The sequence below is a fragment of the Citrobacter sp. KTE151 genome (assembly GCF_000398845.1).
Lineage (GTDB): Bacteria > Pseudomonadota > Gammaproteobacteria > Enterobacterales > Enterobacteriaceae > Citrobacter > Citrobacter braakii.
Genome location: NZ_KB976063.1, coordinates 500,145 through 521,324, shown reverse-complemented (window position 1 = coordinate 521,324; position 21,180 = coordinate 500,145). Strand labels below are relative to the sequence as shown.

Sequence of the window (21,180 nt, the reverse complement as noted above, 5' to 3'; positions counted from 1 at the left end):
TCACACACATGTCTTTAGCAAAAGATAAAATATGGAAATTACTGGCCCCATTGGTCGTAATGGGCGTCATGTTTCTTATCCCTGTCCCTGATGGAATGCCCCCGCAAGCCTGGCACTATTTTGCCGTTTTCGTGGCAATGATTGTTGGGATGATCCTGGAGCCAATCCCGGCAACAGCGATAAGCTTTATCGCCGTAACGATCTGCGTCATCGGCAGCAACTATCTGCTGTTTGATGCTTCAGAGCTGGCCGACCCGGCGTTTAAAGCGGGTAAGCAAGCGCTGAAATGGGGTCTGGCAGGCTTCTCCAGCACTACCGTGTGGTTGGTGTTTGGCGCGTTTATCTTCGCGCTGGGCTATGAAGTCACCGGTCTGGGTCGTCGTATCGCGCTGTTCCTGGTAAAATTCATGGGTAAACGCACCCTGACGCTGGGCTACGCGATTGTCATCATCGACATTCTGCTGGCGCCGTTTACACCGTCCAACACCGCGCGTACCGGTGGTACCGTATTCCCGGTTATCAAAAACCTGCCGCCGCTGTTTAAATCATTCCCGAACGATCCGTCCGCGCGCCGTATCGGCGGATATCTGATGTGGATGATGGTAATCAGTACCAGCCTGAGCTCCTCTATGTTCGTTACCGGTGCTGCACCTAACGTGCTGGGTCTGGAATTCGTCAATAAAATTGCCGGTATTCAAATCAGCTGGTTGCAATGGTTCCTCAGCTTCCTGCCGGTTGGTATTATTTTGCTGATCGTTGCTCCGTGGCTGTCCTATGTTCTGTACAAGCCAGAAGTTACTCACAGTGCTGAAGTTGCCGCGTGGGCTGGTGATGAACTGAAAACCATGGGTAAACTGACGCGTAAAGAGCTGACCCTGATCGGTCTGGTTCTGCTCAGCCTGGGTCTGTGGGTCTTTGGCGGTAAACTGATTGATGCGACCGCTGTGGGTCTGCTGGCAGTCTCGCTGATGCTGGCGCTGCACGTTGTCCCGTGGAAAGACATCACCCGTTATAACAGCGCATGGAACACCCTGGTTAACCTCGCCACGCTGGTCGTTATGGCGAATGGTTTAACCCGCTCAGGCTTCATCGACTGGTTCGCCAACACGATGAGCTCGCACCTGGAAGGCTTCTCGCCTAACGCGACCGTGATCGTTCTGGTGCTGGTGTTCTATTTTGCTCACTACCTGTTTGCCAGCCTTTCCGCACACACCGCCACCATGCTGCCGGTTATTCTGGCCGTCGGCAAAGGCATCCCGGGCGTTCCGATGGAACACCTGTGTATCCTGCTGGTACTGTCCATCGGTATCATGGGCTGTCTGACTCCGTATGCAACTGGCCCTGGCGTTATTATTTACGGCTGCGGTTATGTGAAGTCCAAAGACTACTGGCGTCTGGGTGCTATCTTCGGCGTTATCTACATCTCTATGCTTCTGCTGGTCGGCTGGCCGATTCTGGCAATGTGGAGCTAATCATTCGGGTTCCCGCCTGATGAAAATGATGCCAGTCAGCTAAACCTGACTGGCATTTTTTATGATTAAATAGATGATATTCAGAATTTATATAAGTATCCGAAATCATCATGACATCAACATGGCGTTATTCTTCGCTGCTGGCAGCACTTCTGCTCCCAGTTTCTGTAGCTCAGGCCGACGAACTTCAGGCAAAACAGTACGCTGATTTTGACAGCTACGTGCTGGCCCTCTCCTGGCAAACCGGATTTTGTCAGAGCCAACACGAGAGAAATCGTCAAGAGCCCGACGAATGTCGTCTGCAAAAAGAGAGCGCGGACAAAGCAGATTTCCTGACCGTTCACGGTTTATGGCCCAGCCTGCCAAAATCCATCGCCGCCCGTGGAGTAGACAACCGCCGCTGGATGCGCTTTGGCTGCGCGACTCGCCCTATTCCCAACCTGCCTGAAGCGCGCGCCAGCCGTAAATGCGCGGCTCCCGAAACGGGCCTGTCGCTGGAAAGCGCGGCAAAACTCAGTGCCGTAATGCCCGGTGCCGGCGGGAGATCCTGTCTGGAACGTTACGAATATGCCAAACATGGCGCCTGTTTCGGTTTTGATCCCGACGCATACTTCGGCACGATGGTACGGATGAATAATGAGGTTAAGAACAGCGAGGCTGGCAAATTCCTCGCGGAAAACTACGGCAAAACCGTCAGCCGCGGCGCATTTGACGCCGCCGTCGCTAAAAGCTGGGGCAGAGAGAACGTTAAAGCCGTGAAGCTAAGCTGCCACGGCAATCCGGCCTATCTCACAGAAATCCAGTTGTCCCTGAAAGCCGACACCATTAACCAGACGTTATCCGCACAGTCATTATTACCGCAACCGCATCCGGGTAACTGCGGTAAACAGTTTATTATCGACAAAGTGGGATACTGAAAATAACGACCGGCGCGGCAAGCTGGCGTCGGTCCATATGGTTAGCGTTTTGAACGGGCATCCGGGCGAACTAAATCAAAGCGGTGTGTTTCACTGATCGAATAATACGCCGTTGGCCCGCCCGCACGCAGTACCGGTTTTGCTTTCGCCGTCTGGTAGATGCCGTCTTCCAATAGCGTTTCATCAATATGAATGCCCACCACTTCTCCCAGCACCAGCCAGGTTTCAACAGGCGAACCATCAGCGGTGGTCAGTTGCAGACTTTGCGATAAACGACACTCAAAATTGACCGGGCTTTGCGCCACCCGCGGCACGCTGACTATCCGACTATCTGCCTTACTAAGCCCGGCGGCAAAAAACTCATCCTCGCCGTGAGGCAAGCTGGCTGACGTTTCGTTCATCGCGCTGGCCAGCTCTAGAGTCGTCAGATTCCAGACAAACTCACCGGTGTCGATAATATTCTGCACGCTATCTTTCCAGCCGCTACTGGCGAAACCGATAATCGGCGGATGATAATTAAAGCAGTTAAAGAAACTGTACGGTGCAAGGTTATGCCGACCGTCGCTGTCGCGGGAGGCAATCCAGCCAATAGGGCGCGGTCCAATGATGGCATTCAGCGGGTCATGCGGTAAACCGTGTCCTTGTGATGGTTGATAGAAATACATAGCGTTCTCTGTTGAAGTTAACATCAGCGCAGCACAAATTATGCTTCGCTCATCTCCCTGGAAAAAGAAGATCAGCGTAGAACAATCCGCTAAAGATTACGATTGAATAAAGTTGAGCAGATCGCCGTTGATCTGTTGTTTATGGGTAGTGCAAATGCCATGCGAACCGCCAACATACACCTTCAACTGCGCGTCAGGCAGTATTTCCGCCGCAACCTTTCCGCAGGTTTCAAACGGGACAATCTGATCGTCATCACCATGGATCACCAGCGTCGGGATAGTCATCTTTTTGAGATCCTCACGCAGGTCAGTTTCTGAAAACGCGTGAATACAGTCGTACAACGCTTTGATGGAACCTTGTAAGCCCTGTTCAACAAAGCTTTCACGAACGGCTTTCGACGCATTTACGCCCGGGCGGTTGTAGCCATAGAATGCAGCGGTCAGTTCATAGAAGAAGGCAGCGCGATCGTTTATCACTCCCTCACGGATGCCATCAAACACCTCTTTCGGCACACCATTTGGGTTAAAGTCGGTCTTGATCATTATGGGCGTCACCGCGCCGATTAACACCGCTTTGGCTACCCGCTGCGTTCCATGGCGACCAATGTACCTCGCCACTTCCCCGCCCCCGGTAGAGTGTCCGACATGTACGGCATCTTTAAGATTGAGATGCGCGGTAAGTTCAGCCAGATCGTCAGCATACTGATCCATATTGTGACCATCCCAGGGTTGGGCTGAACGCCCATGCCCACGCCTGTCATGGGCGATCACCCGAAATCCTTTCGACCCGAGGAACAGCATCTGATCCTCAAACGCATCTGCCGTCAGCGGCCAGCCATGGCTAAAGACGATAGGCTGCCCACTTCCCCAATCTTTAAAATGCAAATAGCTGCCGTCTTTCAAGGTAAGTTTGTCGTACTGGCTCATGAGATCTCCTGTCGCGGAACACTGAGTTGTTTGACGCGCCCGCAGCGAGCGCTTAAAAAGCATAATGCAAATTGGAGAACGATCGCGTTTTTCGGCTAAAATCACACCATACGCAACAATATTAATGATTTGCCTGAATGTGAACTAAATCACTTCAAACCAGGGGTAAGTCTCAGTATCATCATAAAAGCTAAACCCTTGCCGCCTGACGGTGAGGGTTTTCTTTTGGGATTATTTACCTGCGCACCCGCAGTATCGACGACATGGAGTAACAAATGTCCAGACCAACTATCATCATTAACGACCTCGATGCGGAACGCATTGACCGCCTGTTGGAGCAACCTGCGTTTGCTGGTTTACCGATTGCCGACGCCCTGAACGCCGAGCTGGATCGTGCCCAAATGTGTTCACCAGAAACCATGCCGCACGATGTCGTGACCATGAACAGCCGCGTGAAATTCCGCAATCTGAGTGATGGCGAAGTCCGTGTGCGTACCCTGGTGTATCCGGCCAATATGACTGACAGCAGCACACAGCTTTCGGTAATGGCACCTGTTGGCGCTGCACTTCTGGGCCTGCGCGTTGGCGACACCATTCACTGGGAACTACCAGGCGGGACCTCAACACACCTCGAAGTCATTGAGCTTGAGTACCAACCTGAAGCTGCAGGCGACTACCTGCGCTAACTCTGTCTTATCAAAGCCACTCGCTTTATCTTACAGGGGATGCATCCGCATCCTCTTTCCGGTTAGTCCTCTGCTCCTGACTCTCACCTTATCTCCTGTTCGCAAAACATAAATCTGTGTCGTGACTGACAGAATCATTTTTAATACTATGCTGATATGTGTTCATGTAATGACAAGGAGAATGTTTATGTACAACACAATCATAATGCCTGTTGATGTATTCGAAATGGAACTGAGCGACAAGGCTATTCGCCATGCAGAATTTCTGGCACAGGAAAACGGGGTTATTCATCTGCTGCATGTGCTGCCAGGCTCAGCAAGCTTAAGCCTGCACCGCTTTGCAGCCGATGTCCGTCGTTTTGAAGAGCATCTACAACACGAAGCGGAAACTCGTCTGCAAACGATGGTCGGTCACTTCAGCATCGATCCTTCCCGTATTAAACAACACGTCCGCTTTGGCAGCGTACGTGACGTCGTCAACGAGTTGGGTGAAGAGTTGAATGCGGATGTGGTCGTCATTGGATCGCGCAACCCATCAATCAGCACTCATCTGCTCGGCTCAAACGCTTCCAGCGTTGTTCGCCACGCTACTCTGCCAGTGCTGGTTGTACGTTAATAGTCTCTAATTTGCTAAAGAAAACCCCTGCCAGGTTAACGCCTGACAGGGGTTTTTATTGCCTGACGATCAGTACAAATGACCGATATTCACGATGGTACTAACCGTATCGCCAAAGAACGTCAGACGACTCAGGAATACGCCAACAAACAGCAGGACAAAGAGCGCTTTTGCACGACGCTCGCCCTGGCGGCTGAGGACAAAGCCCATCGCCAGACACACCAGACTTGCCAGATAAAGCGGCGACGTCAGCCAGGCATGCGCCGTCATCTGCATAATGGTGCCACCGCTTAGCCAGATAATGGGCGCGGCAATCATGACCGCCATACAAACGACAATCCCCTGGCGCAATGCGGCAACGGCAGGCGCGAGGTTAAGCAGCGGAATCGCCGCACAACCCATAACCCACACCGTGATGAAGAACAGCAGCATCGTCAGACCGTTAGCGATCGCCACCATCGCCGGGGCGGCATAGGTCATCCCCTGTACCGCCACCAGCGCGATCCCGAGAACAGAGGCCAGAACGGCCGGCGCTTTGTGCCCTTTTGCCAAAAACGTCACGCCCACCGCCGCGCCGTATAAAGTTGCGCCGAGAATCTCACGGCTCAGCCAGGCATGCTGGAGGTTAATCAGGGCATTGTAGGCGCGATCCGGATGCGCCAGGTGCAATACCGCCGCCACGGAAGCAGCCGCCAGAACCAGCCCGCTTACCAGCCAGTACAGGCGCTTGCTTTCCAGTTTCCCTTGCAGCGTGCGCAGCGTCAGAATGAGCGTTATACCGACCGACATCTGGCTCAATACGGTAAAAATAACCAGAGGGAATTCATACTTTTCCATTACTTGCCCTCCGGTTGCTTCGGTTGACGCGCGAGGATAAAACGTGTGCCAGGATTAAGCTGCGGCATACGTGGGAATCCCGGCGGATACTGTACGGCATTGTTGGGGATCGGATCGGCATCCAGATCGATAAGCGTCAGGGCGCCTACCGGGCAGGCACTCACGCACGCCGGCCGCATACCGACATCAAGACGCTCGTAGCACATGCTGCATTTTTCCGCTTTTTTCGTCTCTTCATTAAAGCGCGGCGCACCGTATGGGCAATTGCGGATACAGTTTTTGCATCCGATACAACGTTCCGGATTATGCACCACAACACCATCCTCGCGTTTGGTGTACGCCTCTACCGGACAAGCCGCCAGGCAGGCCGGATTTTCGCAGTGGTTACAGGCCAGCGAGTAGAACGCTCGCTCCTCATGCGGGTAAATTTCTTTATCCAGCGGGTAGACATAGCGCCAGAAACGTTCAGGCTCCAGCTGATTAAAACTCTTACACGCCATCGCACAGCCACGGCAGCCGATGCACTTATCGCTATTGACTAAAAACGCGCGTCTCATGCCGCAGCTCCTTCATTTTCTGACAGAGTAATATCTACAAATTGACTGTGTATGGCCGCACCGGGCGCGCCTGTCGCCATTTTTCCCATATCGGCGGGCGTATCTTTGACCACATTCTGTACGTTGTAACTAAGCTTGTTGAACCAGGATTCGTACATCACAAGAAAATCTTCCGGCACATTAGTGGTAATTTTGGCTCGCAACTCAACATGGCCCACCTCGTTGAAGACTTTGACGTGAGCGCCCTCAGTGATGCCCTTTTTCTGTGCAGCAAGCGGGTGGATATAAACAAAGGGTTCTGGCCAGAAAACCTGCATCCAGTCCAGATTGACAAACTGCGAGTGCAGACCGTACTGAAGATGAGGTGTAAACAGGTGGAACGGCAGCGCACCCTGTGCACCCGCTTTATATTCCGGCAAAGCCGTGTGACCATTTTCCGCACATCGTTCTGATTTGAACTCGTACTTGCCTGACGGCGTTTTGAACTTGCGATCGTACCAGGCCGCGGTGCTGACCATTTTTGCTTTGCGTGGTCCTTCCAGCAGGTCATCCCAGCCCGCAATGCCAAACTGTTTCCCCATCCCCTCATTAAATTCCTGATCCAACCAGCGTTTGGCATCAAACGCCTGCGGGAAGGTACATGAACCGGGTTCCAGTTTATTGATGGTTTTGGACAGCAGCGCCGCGATTTCCGGATCGCTCTTGCACTCATACAGCGGTTTGATAGCCGGCTCGTTGACGGATAACCAGTAGTGCCAATAAGACGAAGAGACATCCCATTGTTCAAAGGTGGTAGTGACAGGCAGCACGATATCCGCATGTTGGACGGTTTCGTTGAAGAACTGGTCGACACAAACCACCATTTCCAGTTTATCAAACGCTTTGATCATCTTGTTGCGGTCGAAATCCTGAGCAAACGGGTTTTTAGAGGCCACCCACAGCATCCGTACCGGTGGTTCACTGGCGTCCAGAATCCCTTGCGCCGTCTGGTTGATATTCAGCGCACGATCGGAGTATTCGCTCTTCTCACCGCTATCGCTGACAAACTCACCCACCGGACCACCTGCGCCTTTTATTCCGACAGAACCTGCAGGAGGCTTCTGCATCATTCCATGGTAGTTATAACCCCATGTCTGCAGATGACCGTAGCGGGCACCGCCGCCCTCAATACCAATATTGCCGGTCATTGCCACAAAGGCATCGATCGCCCGTACGTTAGCGCCGCCGTTAACATGGCGCTGCATGCCGTAGCCAATCCACACGGTGGCAGGATTAACCGCCGTAAACTCTTCCGCTAACTGGCGAATGGCATCCGCCGACAGACCGCAAATTTCAGCGGCCCACTCGACGGTCACACTGCTGCGCAGATAAGCTTCGAATTCCGGGTATCCGTGGGAATAGTTATTGACGAAATCCTGATCAACTAAACCTTTATCCACCAGGTGACGCGCCATGCCCAGCGCCAGAGCGCCATCTGAGCCTGGGCGAACACGTAAATAAAGATCGGCTTTCGCGGCGGTCTGCGTTAACAGCGGATCGATAACGACAACTTTTGCGCCTTTCTCCCGCGCCTGATAGATGTATTTCATAGTGTGCATAGAGCACCAGGCCGGATTCGCGCCCCAGATGATGATATATTTTGCTTTTACAAAATCTTCCGGGTCGTTACACCACATATCCCCCATATCATAGTTCTGGGCGTCGATACCGGCTGGCCAGCAAGGTGTCCCGGCAAAACGGGTGGTGTAACCCAGCGAAGACATCATCCCTTCAACGGCATAACCCATCACCCCAAGGTTGCCTGAGTATTTTGACAGCGCCAGCCCCAGCATTGAGCCGTCTTTCTTTTTAATCTCCAGCATCTTGGTCGCAATGCGCTGCATTGCTTCGTCCCAGGAGATACGACGCCAGTTACCGCTGCCGCGAACATCCTGAACCATCGGATATTTAATGCGATCCGGGCTATACACCCGGCGAGGATAAGTCAGACCTTTTACACAGGGTGTTCCATGCGTAAACGTTGACTCAGGCGCGCCTTCCACAAAGGTAATGACGTCATCCTTCACCCAGGTTTTCAGGCTACAGGTGTCATAGCAGTTACGCGGACAGGCGTTGCGAGAAATTTTGTAAGTTTTAGGGTTAAACGGAATTGGCGGTTGCGCCAATGCGCAGCGTGAAGTCAGCAACCCCCCAGGCAAGGCAGCCACGGTTCCAAGGGCAACTAACCCTTTCAAAAATGAACGTCTGTTCAGAACTCCCGGTTCATTACTCATATTGATACTCTCGTGTTTAATTCATTAAGCCAAGAAGACAACCTTCCCGCTACGGTTTTCAGCGTGGCGGTTTGTGCATTTATATTTATTTTTTCGATATACTCGGGCACCCACAGCGATATATACTCACTTACATATCGAGTGAAGGCGACCTGGTATTTAGCTGATGTTCTGGCATTAGCCGATAATAAAACCGCCAATTCCAATACATATGAAATATGATCATCCGGTATATTATTTTTGTGGTTTATAGATAAACCTATATTTGCCATGAATTCCCGAATGCTCAAAGTTGATTTACCCATTACGAGGGCATCTTCTTCGAGATAAACCGAAGCGAACGGCGCAGCCTTTAACGTCTGTGGCCCAACAAATAGCGCATTGAAGTCGTACTCCGCGTCCAACCACTCCTGTTCTGTTAGCCTCGAGGCATGTGCTTCCAGAGCTGAATAAGCCGCTTTCAGCGTGTGACTATCGTGAGAAATAAAAAAATCACGCAACAATAACCCTGTCGATTCAAAGATCGTCAGGGTTTCATATATTTCACCCATGAATTAACCAACCATTTATTCATAAAACAAATGAAAACGTAACGCAGGTTGATATAATAAAGAAAACGCCTCATCTTTCTTTGATGAAACTAATGGTCAGACTCATTAAATAAATGTGTTACGCGGTTTATTGTTTCAAGAATTGACAATCTGAAAGCGTGGAAATAAAAAACCGCCAGCGGATGGCTGACGGTTTTGGCATTGCAGGTGTATCTTACTTTTTTTATGCTACTGTCGTGCGAATCAGATAATCAAACGAACTCAATGAGGCCTTCGCGCCTTCACCGGTCGCGATGATGATCTGCTTATACGGTACGGTGGTGCAGTCACCAGCGGCGAAAACCCCCTTCACGCTGGTTTCGCACTTGGCATCGATGATGATTTCACCCATGCGATTACGCTCGACGGCACCTTCCAGCCAGTTGGTGTTTGGCAGCAGACCTATCTGTACAAAGATACCCGCCAGTTCCACACTGTGAACATCGCCACTCACGCGGTCGCGATACTCCAGGCCGGTGACTTTGCTGCCATCGCCTTTCACTTCTGTCGTTTGCGCATTCAGAATAATATCGACGTTTTTCAGACTGCGAAGCTTATTCTGCAGCACCTGGTCAGCCTTCATTTCAGGTGCGAACTCCAGCAGCGTCACATGTTCAACAATGCCTGCCAGGTCAATAGCAGCTTCAACACCGGAGTTGCCGCCACCAATCACCGCAACGCGCTTGCCTTTAAACAGCGGGCCATCGCAGTGCGGGCAGTAGGTTACGCCTTTGGTGCGATACTGATCTTCACCCGGAACGTTCATGTTGCGCCATTTCGCACCGGTGGCAATGATAATGCTGCGTGCTTTGAGCACCGCACCGGATGCCGTTTCAATCTGATGCAAACCGCCTTCCTGCGCCGCCGGAACCAGTTTACTTGCGCTCTGGCTGTCGATCACATCAACATCATAGTCATCAACGTGTGCTTTCAGCGCGCCCGCCAGTTTCTGGCCTTCGGTTTTCGGTACCGAGATGTAGTTTTCAATATCAACGGTATCAAGAACCTGACCGCCAAAACGTTCGCCCATCAGACCGGTGCGAATACCTTTACGTGCAGAGTACACTGCCGCTGCCGCCCCCGCAGGACCGGAACCGACAATCAGCACGTCATAAGCATCACGTTTGTTCAGCTCTTGTGCCGCACGTTTTTCTGCGCCGCTATCTACTTTCGCCACGATCTCAGTCAGCGTCATACGCCCCTGACCGAACTCTTTGCCGTTCATATACACCGCCGGAACGCCCATCACGTTGCGATCGGTAATTTCGTTCTGGAATGTACCGCCGTCAATCGCCGTATGCTTGATGCGTGGATTCAGTACCGACATCAGGTTCAGCGCCTGTACCACGTCCGGACAGTTATGACAGGAAAGCGAATAATAGGTTTCAAACTCAAAATCACCGTCGAGATCGCGGATCTGCTCCAGCAACGCCTGCGCCTCTTTTGACGGATGACCACCGGTCCACAGCAGCGCCAGCACCAGGGAGGTAAACTCATGGCCCAGCGGAGAACCGGCAAAGCGCGGCCCCTGGTGAGAACCTGGATTGGTGATCAGGAACGATGGCTTGCGTACCGCCAGAGTATTGTCTTCTTTAAAGGTGACTTTTTCTGACAGTTCAGCAATTTCAGTCAGCAGTTCCTTGATTTCTGCCGATTTAGCGCTGTCATCCAGCGTAGCAATCAGCTCAACAGGTTTGGTCAGTTTCTCAAGATAAGCCTTGAGCTGGGTTTTCATATTTGTGTCGAGCATTCTTCTTCCCTCTCTGAAAACATCATCATGCAAGCCGACTTTGCGGGACTGCATTAATGCAACTTGCGTCATGGTGCTGGAATGAAACAGGCGCAAACTTGCGCCTGTGGAATGGCCGGATGCACTGCGTTTATCCGGCCAACAAACTATGCGACTTAAATCTTACCGACCAGATCTAAGGATGGAGCCAGGGTCGCTTCGCCTTCTTTCCATTTCGCCGGGCAAACTTCACCTGGGTGAGAGGCAACGTACTGTGCGGCTTTAATTTTACGCAGCAGGTCAGACGCATCACGGCCGATACCTTCAGCGGTAACTTCGATTGCCTGGATGATACCCTGCGGGTCTACAACGAAGGTTGCGCGGTCAGCCAGACCTTCATCTTCACGCATGTTGTCGAAGTTACGGGTCAGGGCGCCAGTCGGGTCGCCGATCATCGCGTATTTGATTTTCGCGATGGTGTCAGAGCTGCTGTGCCATGCTTTGTGGGTGAAGTGGGTGTCAGTAGATACGGAATAGACATCTACGCCCAGTTTCTGCAGTTCTTCGTAGTGGTCAGCCACATCACCCAGCTCGGTCGGGCAAACGAAAGTAAAGTCAGCCGGGTAGAAGAAGAAGACGCTCCAGCGACCTTCGGTATCTTTCTCGGTTACTTCGATGAACTCACCGTTTTTGAACGCCTGGTTTTTGAAAGGTTTAATTTTGGTATTAATCAAAGACATCTGTACTTCCTCCGTGTTTTCGTTGAGAGATAAGTTAACGAAAATCTCTTCGCAGGGCTAATGCGTTTCCTTTATCAAATCAATAAGCGTTAACTAACAACCCACTCAAACTCATGTTGTGAACCTAAAGATAAAAGTAAAAAAGGCCCCCTTTGCAGGGAGCCTCATTACCCGAGCTACCCGCAGGTAACGTCAGTGCCAGCAGGGCTGGCTATGTGTTGCGCTCTACATTACCTTAACAAAGGTCGTAACAGCGATTGGGATTACATCACCCCACTCAAGAAAGGGCAATCGACAGACGGTCGATCTTACCTATGGCTGCGATAGGTTTTGCAACTTAGTCCCCTTTCCTTCTGATTTTATAAGGAAAATCAATGTTTAAACGTACCTTACTCTTAACCCTGCTTCCTGCCGTGGTGCACGCCGAAGAACTTCCTGCTCCCGTTAAAGCTATTGAGAAACAGGGCATTACTATTCTGAAACCCTTCGACGCGCCGGGTGGAATGAAGGGCTACCTGGGAAAATACCAGGATATGGGCGTTACTATTTATGTTACGCCTGACGGTAAACACGCCATTTCCGGTTATATGTATAACGAAAAAGGTGAAAACCTCAGTAATACGCTGATAGAAAAAGAGATCTACGCCCCTGCCGGGCGCGAAATGTGGCAGCGAATGGAAAAAACATCCTGGATTCTGGACGGGAAAAAAGAGGCTCCAGTCATTGTCTATGTGTTTGCCGATCCCTTCTGTCCCTATTGCAAACAGTTCTGGCAAAAGGCTCGCCCGTGGGTAGACTCAGGTAAAGTTCAGTTGCGCACAATACTGGTTGGCGTAATTAAACCCGAAAGCCCGGCTACCGCCGCTGCGATTCTGGCCGCAAAAGATCCGGCCAAGACCTGGCATGACTATGAGGCATCCGGTGGGAAAATGAAGCTACAAATCCCGACCTCCGTCTCACCGGAGCAGATGAAGGTATTGAATATCAATCAAAAGTTGATGGATGATTTAGGCGCCAACGTCACGCCGGCTATCTATTACATGAGTAAAGACGATACGTTACAACAGGAAGTCGGCTTACCGGATAAGGAGAAATTAAACATTATCATGGGTAATAAATAAAAGTAACAAAATGAGTGGTTGTTATCATTTTCATGTCAATCACTCATTTAAATTAACTTTTTTGGTCAAAATTATGCAATATGTGCTATTTTAGTTTAAATTAATAATTCATTAAGCACACAAACATAAATCACAAGAATAATCACAACTTAAAATATTTCAAAATTAAATCTTTCAAAACATGACCATCACAGGAAGGTATGCATGGCTAACCTCTATGACCTCAAAAAGTTCGATCTCAATCTGTTGGTTATCTTTGAGTGTATTTATCAACATTTGAGTATCACTAAAGCTGCTGAAACTTTGTATATTACCCCCTCTGCCGTTAGCCAGTCACTGCAACGGCTACGCACACAATTTAATGACCCGCTGTTTATCCGCTCCGGAAAAGGCCTAACGCCAACGATTATGGGGATTAACCTCCATCATCATCTTGAGAAAAACCTCAACAGTCTGGAGCAGACAATAAACATCATGAATAACTCCAGTCTGAAGAAAAAATTCATTATTTACTGTCCACAACTGCCAACCATTATAAACATTGAGGAAGTTATTCATTTTCTCAGAGAAGACTCGCATGTCGAAATTGAGCACCATAACATACTCATCACTGCTGAAAGTACGGAAAATCTGTTGGCTTACAGAAAAGCAGATTTAGTCATTGCTACCGCCCCAGTGAGTAATCGCTCGATAATATGCTCACCATTTAAAACTGCTGAAACAATATTAGTTTGCAACAAAAACCATCCAAGAATTAATGGAGAAAGCACGCTTGAAACAATATTAAAAGAACAGTTCACGCAACTTATCTCTGAAGATCCTGGCGTTAAAGAATACTGGCAAAAAACCAGCACATTGCTGGCTAATCGAGATATTGGTTTCCGCAGCGACTCATTAATAACGATCATTAATATTATTTCAAACACAGATATCATAGGTCTGTTACCAAGAGATGTTTACGAACAATATACCGGCTCATTTAATTTAAAAGAGATCTGTATCGATATCCCATTACCCAAAATAAATTTATTTTTGATGTATAACAGAGCATCACTCAACAATACTGGTTTCGTTAATTTAATCAATAAAATAAATGATAAAAATGACCAAAGGACTAACAAATAGAGCTTACCTATTCATTTTGTATTTTTATGAATGAAGGCAATTCAAAACAATTATGAATGTATTAAAACGTTGCACATGAAAAAAATTAGCATATCTTATTGTCAGCATTTGTTATTGTTTTAAATAATAATTCTGATATGAGTTTAATATGTCTATTTATAAAATCCCGCTTGATCAAAACGTGCTGGACGCCGCTCTGGAGCGCATAACCTGGGCGCTGGAAACTCTGCCTCGGGTTTGTGTCTCTTTCTCCGGCGGGAAAGATTCAGGACTGATGTTACATCTGACAGCTATGCTTGCACGCCAACTGCATAAAAAAATTGACGTAGTATTTATCGACTGGGAAGCCCAGTTTTCCTGCACTATTGATTATGTTGAGGCGCTTCGTGCACGTTATTCTGATGTCATCGAGCGCTTTTATTGGGTGGCTTTACCGCTCACCACCCAGAATTCCCTCTCTCAATTTCAGCCAGAATGGCAGTGTTGGGAACCAGGTACTCCGTGGGTTCGCCAGCCTCCCACGGATGCCATAACCGATCCAGAGTATTTCTCCTTCTATCAACCCGGCATGACCTTTGAACAATTTGTTCGCGAGTTCGCTGACTGGTATTCAGAGAAACGTCCAGCCGGCATGATGGTCGGGATCCGCGCCGATGAGTCATATAATCGTTTTGTCGCCATTGCCAATTCGCAAAAGCAGCGCTTTGCCGATGATAAACCTTGGACCACCAGCGCCCCCGGCGGGCATACCTGGTATATTTACCCGATTTATGACTGGAAAACTGCCGATATTTGGACCTGGTTCGCAAAAACCAGAATGTCGTGCAATCCCTTATACAATCTCATGTATCAGGCCGGTGTCCCGACACGTTACATGCGTATTTGTGAACCTTTTGGCCCGGAACAGCGTCAGGGATTATGGCTATATCACGTCATTGACCCCGAGCGCTGGGCAGCCATGTGCGCCCGTGTCAGCGGTGTAAAAAGTGGCGGAATTTATGCCGGTCAGGACAACCATTTTTACGGGCACCGCAAAATATTAAAACCCGAACATTTAAACTGGCAGGAATACGCCATGCTGCTACTCAATAGCATGCCGGAAACGACCGCTGAGCATTATCGCAATAAAATCGCCATCTATTTGCAGTGGTATAAGAAAAAGGGCATGGACAATATCCCGCAAACTCAGGAAAAAGATATTGGCTCAGCGGATATTCCGTCGTGGCGGCGTATCTGTAAAGTCCTGCTGAATAACGACTACTGGTGCCGGGCGCTGTCATTCAGCCCCACAAAACCCAAAAACTACCAACGTTATAATGAACGCATGAAAATAAAACGCCAGCAATGGGGAATCTTATGCAACACCGACTAACTCAAGAACTCACTGGTTTTCTTTCTGGGCTGTCAGAAGAAGAACGAATTGAAGCAATCAACCAATTCAGAATGGCTATCCACAGCGTCAGCCCTTTTCGTGAAGAGCCAGTAGACTGTGTACTATGGATTAAAAACGAGCATATCTCACCCAATGACTATAACCCTAATAACGTTGCGCCTCCGGAGAAAAAGCTGCTGCAGAGATCCCTCGAAGCAGACGGATTCACGCAGCCCATCGTGGTAGTTCACTCCACGGCGGAAGAATACGAAATTGTCGATGGTTTCCACCGTCATGAGCTAGGTAAAAGCAAACCGTCGCTGAAATCACGCCTACATGGCTACCTGCCGGTCACCTGTTTACAGCGTGAACGCCATGAACGCATGGCAGCGACAATTCGTCATAACCGTGCCCGCGGGCGGCATAAAATTCATGCCATGTCGGAAATCGTTCGTGAATTATCGCTACTGGGATGGAGCGCAGAGAAAATCAGTAAAGAGTTAGGTATGGACGACGATGAGGTTTTACGTCTGAAACAAATTAACGGTCTGCAAGAGTTATTTGCCGACCGTCGCTTCTCCAAAGCCTGGACAGTAAAATAACTACAGCGCAACCAGACGTTCGGCTGCCGCCAGCAGCGTCGATTCTTGCTTGGCAAAACATAGGCGAATCAGCTTATGCGGGAAAGGATCGGCGCAGAAAACCGACAACGGGATCGCGGCAACGCCCACTTCTTTGGTCAGCCACTGGCAAAACTCGACGTCGTTAAGCGTGGAGACGGCACTGTAATCGACCAGCAGAAAATAGGTGCCTTCACACGGCAAAATTTCCAGCCGGCTGTCTCGCAGCGCGTTCACCAACACATCGCGTTTTTTCTGATAAAAGGCTGGCAACTCACTATAGTGTGTTGGATCCTCCCGCAGCATATCCGCCAGCGCCAGCTGAGCCGGCGTATTCACTGAGAACGTCAGATACTGGTGTACCTTGCGTAATTCAGCGCTAATGGCGGCAGGCGCAACGCAGTAGCCGACTTTCCAGCCGGTCATATGGTAGGTCTTCCCAAACGATGAAACGGCAACGGCGCGTTCGCGCAGCTGTGAATGCGCCAGCACGCTGGCATGTCCCTGTCCGGCGAAGCAAATGTGCTCATAAACTTCGTCGCTGATGACAAAGATCTCGCGTTCTTTAATTGCCTGCCACAGGGCATCAAAATCGGCGTGATGCCATACGGTGGCGGAAGGATTGTGCGGCGTGTTAAGGATCACCAGTCGGGTACGTTCGCTGAGTACAGCGCTAAATTCCTGCCAGTCGACGCGAAATGACGGCGGTTGCAGCGCGATACGTTTAACTACGCCGCCGGATAATTCGACCGCGGGCGCATAGCTGTCGTAGCTCGGGTCAAAACAAATCACCTCATCGCCAGGACGCACCAGCGCCGTAATTGCGGCGAACAGCGCTTCTGTGGCCCCCGCCGTCACGGTCACTTCACTATTCGCATCAGGTTTATAGCCGTACAACTGCGCGGTTTTATCCGCAATGGCTTCGCGCAACGGCTGTACGCCCGTCATCGGCGCATACTGGTTTGCGCCATGCGCGACGTGATACGCCAGACGTTCCTGCAAAAAGAGTGGCCCGTCAAAATCAGGAAATCCCTGCGAGAGGTTAATGGCCTGATGCTGCTGCGCCAGCGCGCTCATTTGCGTGAAGATAGTGGTGCCAAGATTAGGCAGTTTGCTTTGCGGAATCAGCGGGTTATTACTCATTATTGTTATCCCAGCGTGTGATGTTGTGGTTGAAGCCACTATAGCACGATGCTAGTATTTGGCAATCAAGACGTTCAGACGTCTATATAAAAATAACCTACATTGACAGGACAGCCAAAAGGACAACACAACATGAGTAATACCGAGATTCGCGTCGTCACCGGCCCGGCCAACTATTTTTCCCATCCCGGCAGCCTGTCAAGACTCAACGATTTTTTCACCGCAGAGCAACTCTCACGCGCCGTCTGGGTGTACGGTGAACGCGCCATCGACGCGGCCCGCCCTTATCTGCCTGAGGCATTTCATCTTGCCGATGCCAGACACCTGCTGTTTACGGGACATTGCAGCGAAACCGATGTTACTCAACTGGCAAAAGAGTCAGGAGAGAATCGCAGCGTGGTGATTGGTGTGGGCGGCGGGACATTGCTCGACACGGCCAAAGCGCTGGCTCGTCGTCTGGGTCTGCCTTTTGTCGGTATTCCTACTATCGCAGCGACCTGCGCCGCATGGACACCGCTCTCCGTCTGGTACAACGATGCAGGCCAGGCGCTGCATTTCGAAATTTTCGCTGACGCCAATTTCCTCGTGCTGGTCGAGCCAGAGATCGTTCTCAATGCGCCTGAAGAATACTTACTGGCGGGGATCGGCGACACGCTGGCGAAATGGTACGAGGCCGTCGTGCTCGCGCCTGAGCCGGAAAACCTGCCTCTGACCGTACGTCTGGGTATCCATGCTGCGCAGACGATCCGCGACGTCCTGTTGGAAAGCAGCGAGCAGGCGCTGGTCGATAAGCAACAAGGTACGTTAAGCCGCACGTTTTGCGATGTAGTGGATGCAATTATTGCCGGAGGCGGCATGGTCGGCGGTCTGGGTGAGCGCTACACCCGCGTGGCGGCAGCGCATTCGGTACATAATGGCCTGACCGTGCTCCCGCAGACCGAGAAGTTTTTGCATGGCACCAAAGTGGCGTACGGCATACTGGTGCAGAGCGCGCTGCTGGGACAAGATGATGTGCTGGCGCAGTTAATTACCGCCTATCAGCGCTTCAACCTGCCAACCCGGTTGGCTCAACTGGAAGTGGACATCAACAACCGCGCCGAAATCGACAACGTGATTGCGCACACCCTGCGCCCGGTGGAGTCCATTCATGCGCTGCCGGTAACGTTAACGCCACAGACGCTGCGCGCAGCCTTCGAAAAGGTAGAATCGTTTACGGTGTGATTATGGTGTGGGATGCCTGATGGCGGCAACGCAGCGCCCCCCTGGTGCTTACTAGAGTATGTGACCAGGGTGAACACGCCTGCAGCTTGAATAATGAAGAACATTAACAGCAGCGTGCGCCGCCTTTCCCCCCGTAGCGCGCATCCTGGCGTTCGCGGAAAAATTCTTCGTAGGTCATTGGTGTCAGGTCCGGATGCGTGACGCGCATATGCTCAACATAGTTGTCGTAATCCGGCACACCTATCATTAATCGGGCGGTTTGACCTAAATACTTCCCGGCTTTAGAGAGCGTTTCAAACATAGTGGTTCCCTGTCGAACAAACGCCCTCCCCATTCAGGAGAGGGCTCGTTGGTTAAGAGAATATTAGTGCGCGCCTTTCGCCTGCGCCACGATCTCTTCGACATTCTCAGGCATCGGTTCGTATGGCGTTTCTTTCGACGTAGGTTTGTCCTCTTTCAGTGCTGCCAGTGCAGTTTTGATGGAGAACAGACCCAGCACCACAACGACTACCATGAAGAAGATAGTGAGACCCGCATCCAGGCGGTTGTTAAACACCAACTGCGTCAGCTGCGACTGAGTGTACTGCGCCGGAATATTACCGCTGTCGATCATCGCCTGGAACTTGTTAGCGATGGCGAGGAAGCCAATTTTCGCATCCGGGCTAAACGCTTTCTGCCAGCCGGCGGTCAGGGTACAAATCAGCAGCCAGGCCGTTGGCACCAGCGCCACCCACGCGTAGCGCTGACGTTTCATCTTGAACAGCACCACCGCACAAAGCATCAACGCCATACCGGCCAGCATCTGGTTGGCGATACCAAACAGTGGCCACAGGGTATTAATACCACCCAATGGATCCACCACGCCCTGGTGCAAGAAGTAACCCCAGGCCAGCACGCACAGCGCCGTTGCCAGCAGGTTCGCAGGCAGGGAATCAGTACGTTTCAGACCCGGTGACACCACGCCCAGCAGATCCTGCAGCATAAAGCGTGCGGCACGGGTACCGGCGTCTACCGCCGTCAGAATAAACAGGGCTTCAAACAGAATGGCGAAGTGATACCAGAACGCCACATCCATCATGCCGCCCAGCGCACCATGCAGAATATACGCCATGCCCACCGCCAGCGTCGGCGCACCGCCTGCGCGGGAGATAATGGATTGTTCGCCGACATCGTTCGCAATCTGATGCAGCGTATCAGGCGTGATAACAAAGCCCCAACTGCTCACAACCTGTGCCGCTGACGCAACCACATCGGTGGTTCCGGCAGGTGCCAGTACAGCCATCGGGCTGTTCATCGCAAAGTAGACGCCCGGGTCGATAACGCAGGCCGCCACCAGCGCCATAATGGCGACAAAGGATTCCATCAGCATCCCGCCGTAGCCAATAAAACAGGCCTGACCTTCATTCGCCAGCATCTTCGGCGTGGTGCCGGAGGCAATCAGCGCGTGGAAACCAGAGACCGCACCGCAGGCGATGGTAATAAACAGGAACGGGAACAGGTTACCGCTCCAGACCGGGCCTGTACCGTCAACAAACTTGGTCAGCGCAGGCATGGTCAGCGTCGGACGCATGATCAGAATCCCTACCGCCAGACCAACAATGGTACCGATTTTCAGGAAGGTAGAGAGATAATCACGCGGTGCCAGCAGCAGCCACACCGGCAACACAGCGGCGACAAAGCCGTATCCCACCAGCATCCAGGTCAACTGTACGCCGGTAAAGTCAAAGTACGGTGCCCAGGTCGGACTTTCAGCCACCCAGCCGCCGGAAATAATAGCAAACACCAGGAATACCAGACCGATGACCGACACTTCACCAATGCGGCCCGGGCGCAGATAACGCAGGTAAATCCCCATGAAGATCGCCAGCGGGATAGTAAAGGCGACGGTGTAGGTTCCCCACGGGCTGTGGGTCAGCGCTTTCACGACGATCATCGCCAGTACCGCGAGGATAATCACCATGATCATAAAACAGGCCACCAGCGCAATGACGCCCGCCGTTGGGCCCATCTCTTCTTTCACCAGTTCGCCAAGGGAACGACCATCGCGACGGGTAGAAACAAACAGCACCATAAAGTCCTGCACCGCCCCCGCCAGTACCACCCCGGCAAGCAGCCAGATCATACCCGGCAGATAGCCCATTTGCGCCGCCAGCACCGGTCCAACTAATGGACCCGCTCCAGCAATCGCCGCGAAATGGTGGCCAAACAGCACTTTTTTATCGGTAGGAACATAGTCCAGACCATCGTTATGACGCACAGCTGGCGTCATACGCGTCGGGTCCAGCGCCAGTACATTTTTCGCGATGTACAGGCCGTAGAAACGGTAAGCGATAAGGTAGACACAGACCGACGCCACGACTATCCACAACGCGTTGATCTGTTCGCCACGATTTAATGCGATATAGCCGAGGGCAAATGCTCCCATAACGGAGAGCACTGTCCAGACGAGGTACTTCCCTGATTTATTCATACTTGGTTTTCCGTTGTCCTGGTCAGAGAGATGTTACATTTTGTTTCTATAACATCTTTTCTGAATTTAACAACCTGACAACCATGTAAACCCGAAGTA

General features: G+C 51.1%; 20 protein-coding genes. 9 read left to right on the top strand and 11 right to left on the bottom strand.

Going from position 1 to position 21,180, the window contains the following annotated elements:
• Positions 1-8 precede the first annotated feature (8 nt).
• Positions 9-1,472, top strand: a complete 1,464-nt coding sequence (gene citT, locus WC7_RS18900) for a citrate/succinate antiporter CitT (RefSeq protein ID WP_016152219.1) — start codon at positions 9-11, stop codon at positions 1,470-1,472.
• Positions 1,473-1,582: 110 nt separating this feature from the next.
• The gene (rna, locus tag WC7_RS18905; RefSeq protein WP_016152218.1) at positions 1,583-2,389 is read left to right on the top strand and encodes a ribonuclease I; all 807 of its coding nucleotides are present in this window, start codon (positions 1,583-1,585) and stop codon (positions 2,387-2,389) included.
• A 41-nt stretch (positions 2,390-2,430) separates the two neighbouring features.
• On the opposite strand, the gene WC7_RS18910 is transcribed toward rna, so the two are convergent.
• Positions 2,431-3,054, bottom strand: a complete 624-nt coding sequence (locus WC7_RS18910; protein ID WP_016152217.1) for a flavin reductase family protein — start codon at positions 3,052-3,054, stop codon at positions 2,431-2,433.
• Positions 3,055-3,150: 96 nt separating this feature from the next.
• Positions 3,151-3,981, bottom strand: coding sequence for an alpha/beta fold hydrolase (locus tag WC7_RS18915; protein ID WP_016152216.1), 831 nt, complete (start codon positions 3,979-3,981; stop codon positions 3,151-3,153).
• 275 nt (positions 3,982-4,256) lie between these two features.
• Here WC7_RS18915 and rnk point away from each other — a divergent pair, with 275 nt between their 5' ends.
• Positions 4,257-4,667 carry a nucleoside diphosphate kinase regulator gene (rnk, locus tag WC7_RS18920; protein WP_005120853.1) on the top strand — a complete coding sequence of 137 codons (411 nt, stop codon included), beginning with the start codon at positions 4,257-4,259 and terminating at the stop codon, positions 4,665-4,667.
• 187 nt (positions 4,668-4,854) lie between these two features.
• Entirely contained in the window at positions 4,855-5,283 is a 429-nt protein-coding gene (uspG, locus tag WC7_RS18925; protein WP_016152215.1) for a universal stress protein UspG, read from the top strand.
• A gap of 69 nt (positions 5,284-5,352) precedes the next feature.
• Here uspG and WC7_RS18930 read toward each other — a convergent pair whose 3' ends face one another.
• The 6 genes from WC7_RS18930 to ahpC form a co-directional block, all read right to left on the bottom strand.
• On the bottom strand, positions 5,353-6,120 hold the full coding sequence (locus tag WC7_RS18930) for a dimethyl sulfoxide reductase anchor subunit family protein (RefSeq protein WP_016152214.1): 768 nt from the start codon (positions 6,118-6,120) through the stop codon (positions 5,353-5,355).
• Positions 6,120-6,677, bottom strand: coding sequence for a 4Fe-4S dicluster domain-containing protein (locus WC7_RS18935; RefSeq protein ID WP_016152213.1), 558 nt, complete (start codon positions 6,675-6,677; stop codon positions 6,120-6,122). The genes WC7_RS18930 and WC7_RS18935 overlap by 1 nt, the downstream gene beginning before the upstream one ends.
• The gene (locus tag WC7_RS18940; protein WP_016152212.1) at positions 6,674-8,950 is read right to left on the bottom strand and encodes a molybdopterin-dependent oxidoreductase; all 2,277 of its coding nucleotides are present in this window, start codon (positions 8,948-8,950) and stop codon (positions 6,674-6,676) included. Before WC7_RS18940 ends, WC7_RS18935 begins: the two co-directional genes overlap by 4 nt.
• On the bottom strand, positions 8,947-9,501 hold the full coding sequence (locus tag WC7_RS18945; RefSeq protein WP_016152211.1) for a TorD/DmsD family molecular chaperone: 555 nt from the start codon (positions 9,499-9,501) through the stop codon (positions 8,947-8,949). Before WC7_RS18945 ends, WC7_RS18940 begins: the two co-directional genes overlap by 4 nt.
• Before the next feature lie 223 nt (positions 9,502-9,724).
• Positions 9,725-11,290 (bottom strand): alkyl hydroperoxide reductase subunit F, encoded by a 1,566-nt coding sequence (gene ahpF / locus WC7_RS18950; RefSeq protein WP_016152210.1) that lies wholly within the window; start codon positions 11,288-11,290, stop codon positions 9,725-9,727.
• A gap of 155 nt (positions 11,291-11,445) precedes the next feature.
• Positions 11,446-12,009 (bottom strand): alkyl hydroperoxide reductase subunit C, encoded by a 564-nt coding sequence (gene ahpC / locus WC7_RS18955; protein WP_004859485.1) that lies wholly within the window; start codon positions 12,007-12,009, stop codon positions 11,446-11,448.
• 374 nt (positions 12,010-12,383) lie between these two features.
• Here ahpC and dsbG point away from each other — a divergent pair, with 374 nt between their 5' ends.
• The 4 genes from dsbG (at position 12,384) to WC7_RS18975 (ending at position 16,229) form a co-directional block, all read left to right on the top strand.
• Positions 12,384-13,130: a thiol:disulfide interchange protein DsbG gene (dsbG, locus tag WC7_RS18960; RefSeq protein ID WP_016152209.1), complete on the top strand. Its 747-nt coding sequence runs from the start codon at positions 12,384-12,386 to the stop codon at positions 13,128-13,130.
• A 204-nt stretch (positions 13,131-13,334) separates the two neighbouring features.
• Positions 13,335-14,255, top strand: a complete 921-nt coding sequence (locus WC7_RS18965) for a DNA-binding transcriptional repressor CitR (RefSeq protein ID WP_016152208.1) — start codon at positions 13,335-13,337, stop codon at positions 14,253-14,255.
• A 148-nt stretch (positions 14,256-14,403) separates the two neighbouring features.
• Positions 14,404-15,627 (top strand): phosphoadenosine phosphosulfate reductase, encoded by a 1,224-nt coding sequence (locus WC7_RS18970; RefSeq protein ID WP_016152207.1) that lies wholly within the window; start codon positions 14,404-14,406, stop codon positions 15,625-15,627.
• On the top strand, positions 15,612-16,229 hold the full coding sequence (locus WC7_RS18975) for an IbrB-like domain-containing protein (RefSeq protein WP_016152206.1): 618 nt from the start codon (positions 15,612-15,614) through the stop codon (positions 16,227-16,229). Before WC7_RS18970 ends, WC7_RS18975 begins: the two co-directional genes overlap by 16 nt.
• Here the strand turns inward: WC7_RS18975 and WC7_RS18980 are convergent, their stop codons facing one another.
• Positions 16,230-17,390 carry a pyridoxal phosphate-dependent aminotransferase gene (locus tag WC7_RS18980; RefSeq protein ID WP_016152205.1) on the bottom strand — a complete coding sequence of 387 codons (1,161 nt, stop codon included), beginning with the start codon at positions 17,388-17,390 and terminating at the stop codon, positions 16,230-16,232. It lies immediately after the preceding gene.
• Between the two features lie 132 nt (positions 17,391-17,522).
• On the opposite strand from WC7_RS18980, the gene WC7_RS18985 reads away from it, so the two are divergent.
• Positions 17,523-18,611, top strand: a complete 1,089-nt coding sequence (locus WC7_RS18985) for an oxidoreductase (RefSeq protein ID WP_016152204.1) — start codon at positions 17,523-17,525, stop codon at positions 18,609-18,611.
• Positions 18,612-18,714: 103 nt separating this feature from the next.
• On the opposite strand, the gene WC7_RS18990 is transcribed toward WC7_RS18985, so the two are convergent.
• Together WC7_RS18990 and cstA are read right to left on the bottom strand one after the other, a co-directional pair.
• Positions 18,715-18,912, bottom strand: coding sequence for a YbdD/YjiX family protein (locus WC7_RS18990; RefSeq protein ID WP_019076244.1), 198 nt, complete (start codon positions 18,910-18,912; stop codon positions 18,715-18,717).
• Positions 18,913-18,975: 63 nt separating this feature from the next.
• Positions 18,976-21,081 (bottom strand): pyruvate/proton symporter CstA, encoded by a 2,106-nt coding sequence (gene cstA, locus WC7_RS18995; protein ID WP_016152202.1) that lies wholly within the window; start codon positions 21,079-21,081, stop codon positions 18,976-18,978.
• Positions 21,082-21,180 lie beyond the last annotated feature (99 nt).

Coding starts and splice junctions, on each gene's coding strand:
- citT (WP_016152219.1), top strand. CDS start 9: ATGTCTTTAGCAAAAGATAAAATATGGAAATTACTGGCCCCATTGGTC.
- rna (WP_016152218.1), top strand. CDS start 1,583: ATGACATCAACATGGCGTTATTCTTCGCTGCTGGCAGCACTTCTGCTC.
- WC7_RS18910 (WP_016152217.1), bottom strand. CDS start 3,054: ATGTATTTCTATCAACCATCACAAGGACACGGTTTACCGCATGACCCG.
- WC7_RS18915 (WP_016152216.1), bottom strand. CDS start 3,981: ATGAGCCAGTACGACAAACTTACCTTGAAAGACGGCAGCTATTTGCAT.
- rnk (WP_005120853.1), top strand. CDS start 4,257: ATGTCCAGACCAACTATCATCATTAACGACCTCGATGCGGAACGCATT.
- uspG (WP_016152215.1), top strand. CDS start 4,855: ATGTACAACACAATCATAATGCCTGTTGATGTATTCGAAATGGAACTG.
- WC7_RS18930 (WP_016152214.1), bottom strand. CDS start 6,120: ATGGAAAAGTATGAATTCCCTCTGGTTATTTTTACCGTATTGAGCCAG.
- WC7_RS18935 (WP_016152213.1), bottom strand. CDS start 6,677: ATGAGACGCGCGTTTTTAGTCAATAGCGATAAGTGCATCGGCTGCCGT.
- WC7_RS18940 (WP_016152212.1), bottom strand. CDS start 8,950: ATGAGTAATGAACCGGGAGTTCTGAACAGACGTTCATTTTTGAAAGGG.
- WC7_RS18945 (WP_016152211.1), bottom strand. CDS start 9,501: ATGGGTGAAATATATGAAACCCTGACGATCTTTGAATCGACAGGGTTA.
- ahpF (WP_016152210.1), bottom strand. CDS start 11,290: ATGCTCGACACAAATATGAAAACCCAGCTCAAGGCTTATCTTGAGAAA.
- ahpC (WP_004859485.1), bottom strand. CDS start 12,009: ATGTCTTTGATTAATACCAAAATTAAACCTTTCAAAAACCAGGCGTTC.
- dsbG (WP_016152209.1), top strand. CDS start 12,384: ATGTTTAAACGTACCTTACTCTTAACCCTGCTTCCTGCCGTGGTGCAC.
- WC7_RS18965 (WP_016152208.1), top strand. CDS start 13,335: ATGGCTAACCTCTATGACCTCAAAAAGTTCGATCTCAATCTGTTGGTT.
- WC7_RS18970 (WP_016152207.1), top strand. CDS start 14,404: ATGTCTATTTATAAAATCCCGCTTGATCAAAACGTGCTGGACGCCGCT.
- WC7_RS18975 (WP_016152206.1), top strand. CDS start 15,612: ATGCAACACCGACTAACTCAAGAACTCACTGGTTTTCTTTCTGGGCTG.
- WC7_RS18980 (WP_016152205.1), bottom strand. CDS start 17,390: ATGAGTAATAACCCGCTGATTCCGCAAAGCAAACTGCCTAATCTTGGC.
- WC7_RS18985 (WP_016152204.1), top strand. CDS start 17,523: ATGAGTAATACCGAGATTCGCGTCGTCACCGGCCCGGCCAACTATTTT.
- WC7_RS18990 (WP_019076244.1), bottom strand. CDS start 18,912: ATGTTTGAAACGCTCTCTAAAGCCGGGAAGTATTTAGGTCAAACCGCC.
- cstA (WP_016152202.1), bottom strand. CDS start 21,081: ATGAATAAATCAGGGAAGTACCTCGTCTGGACAGTGCTCTCCGTTATG.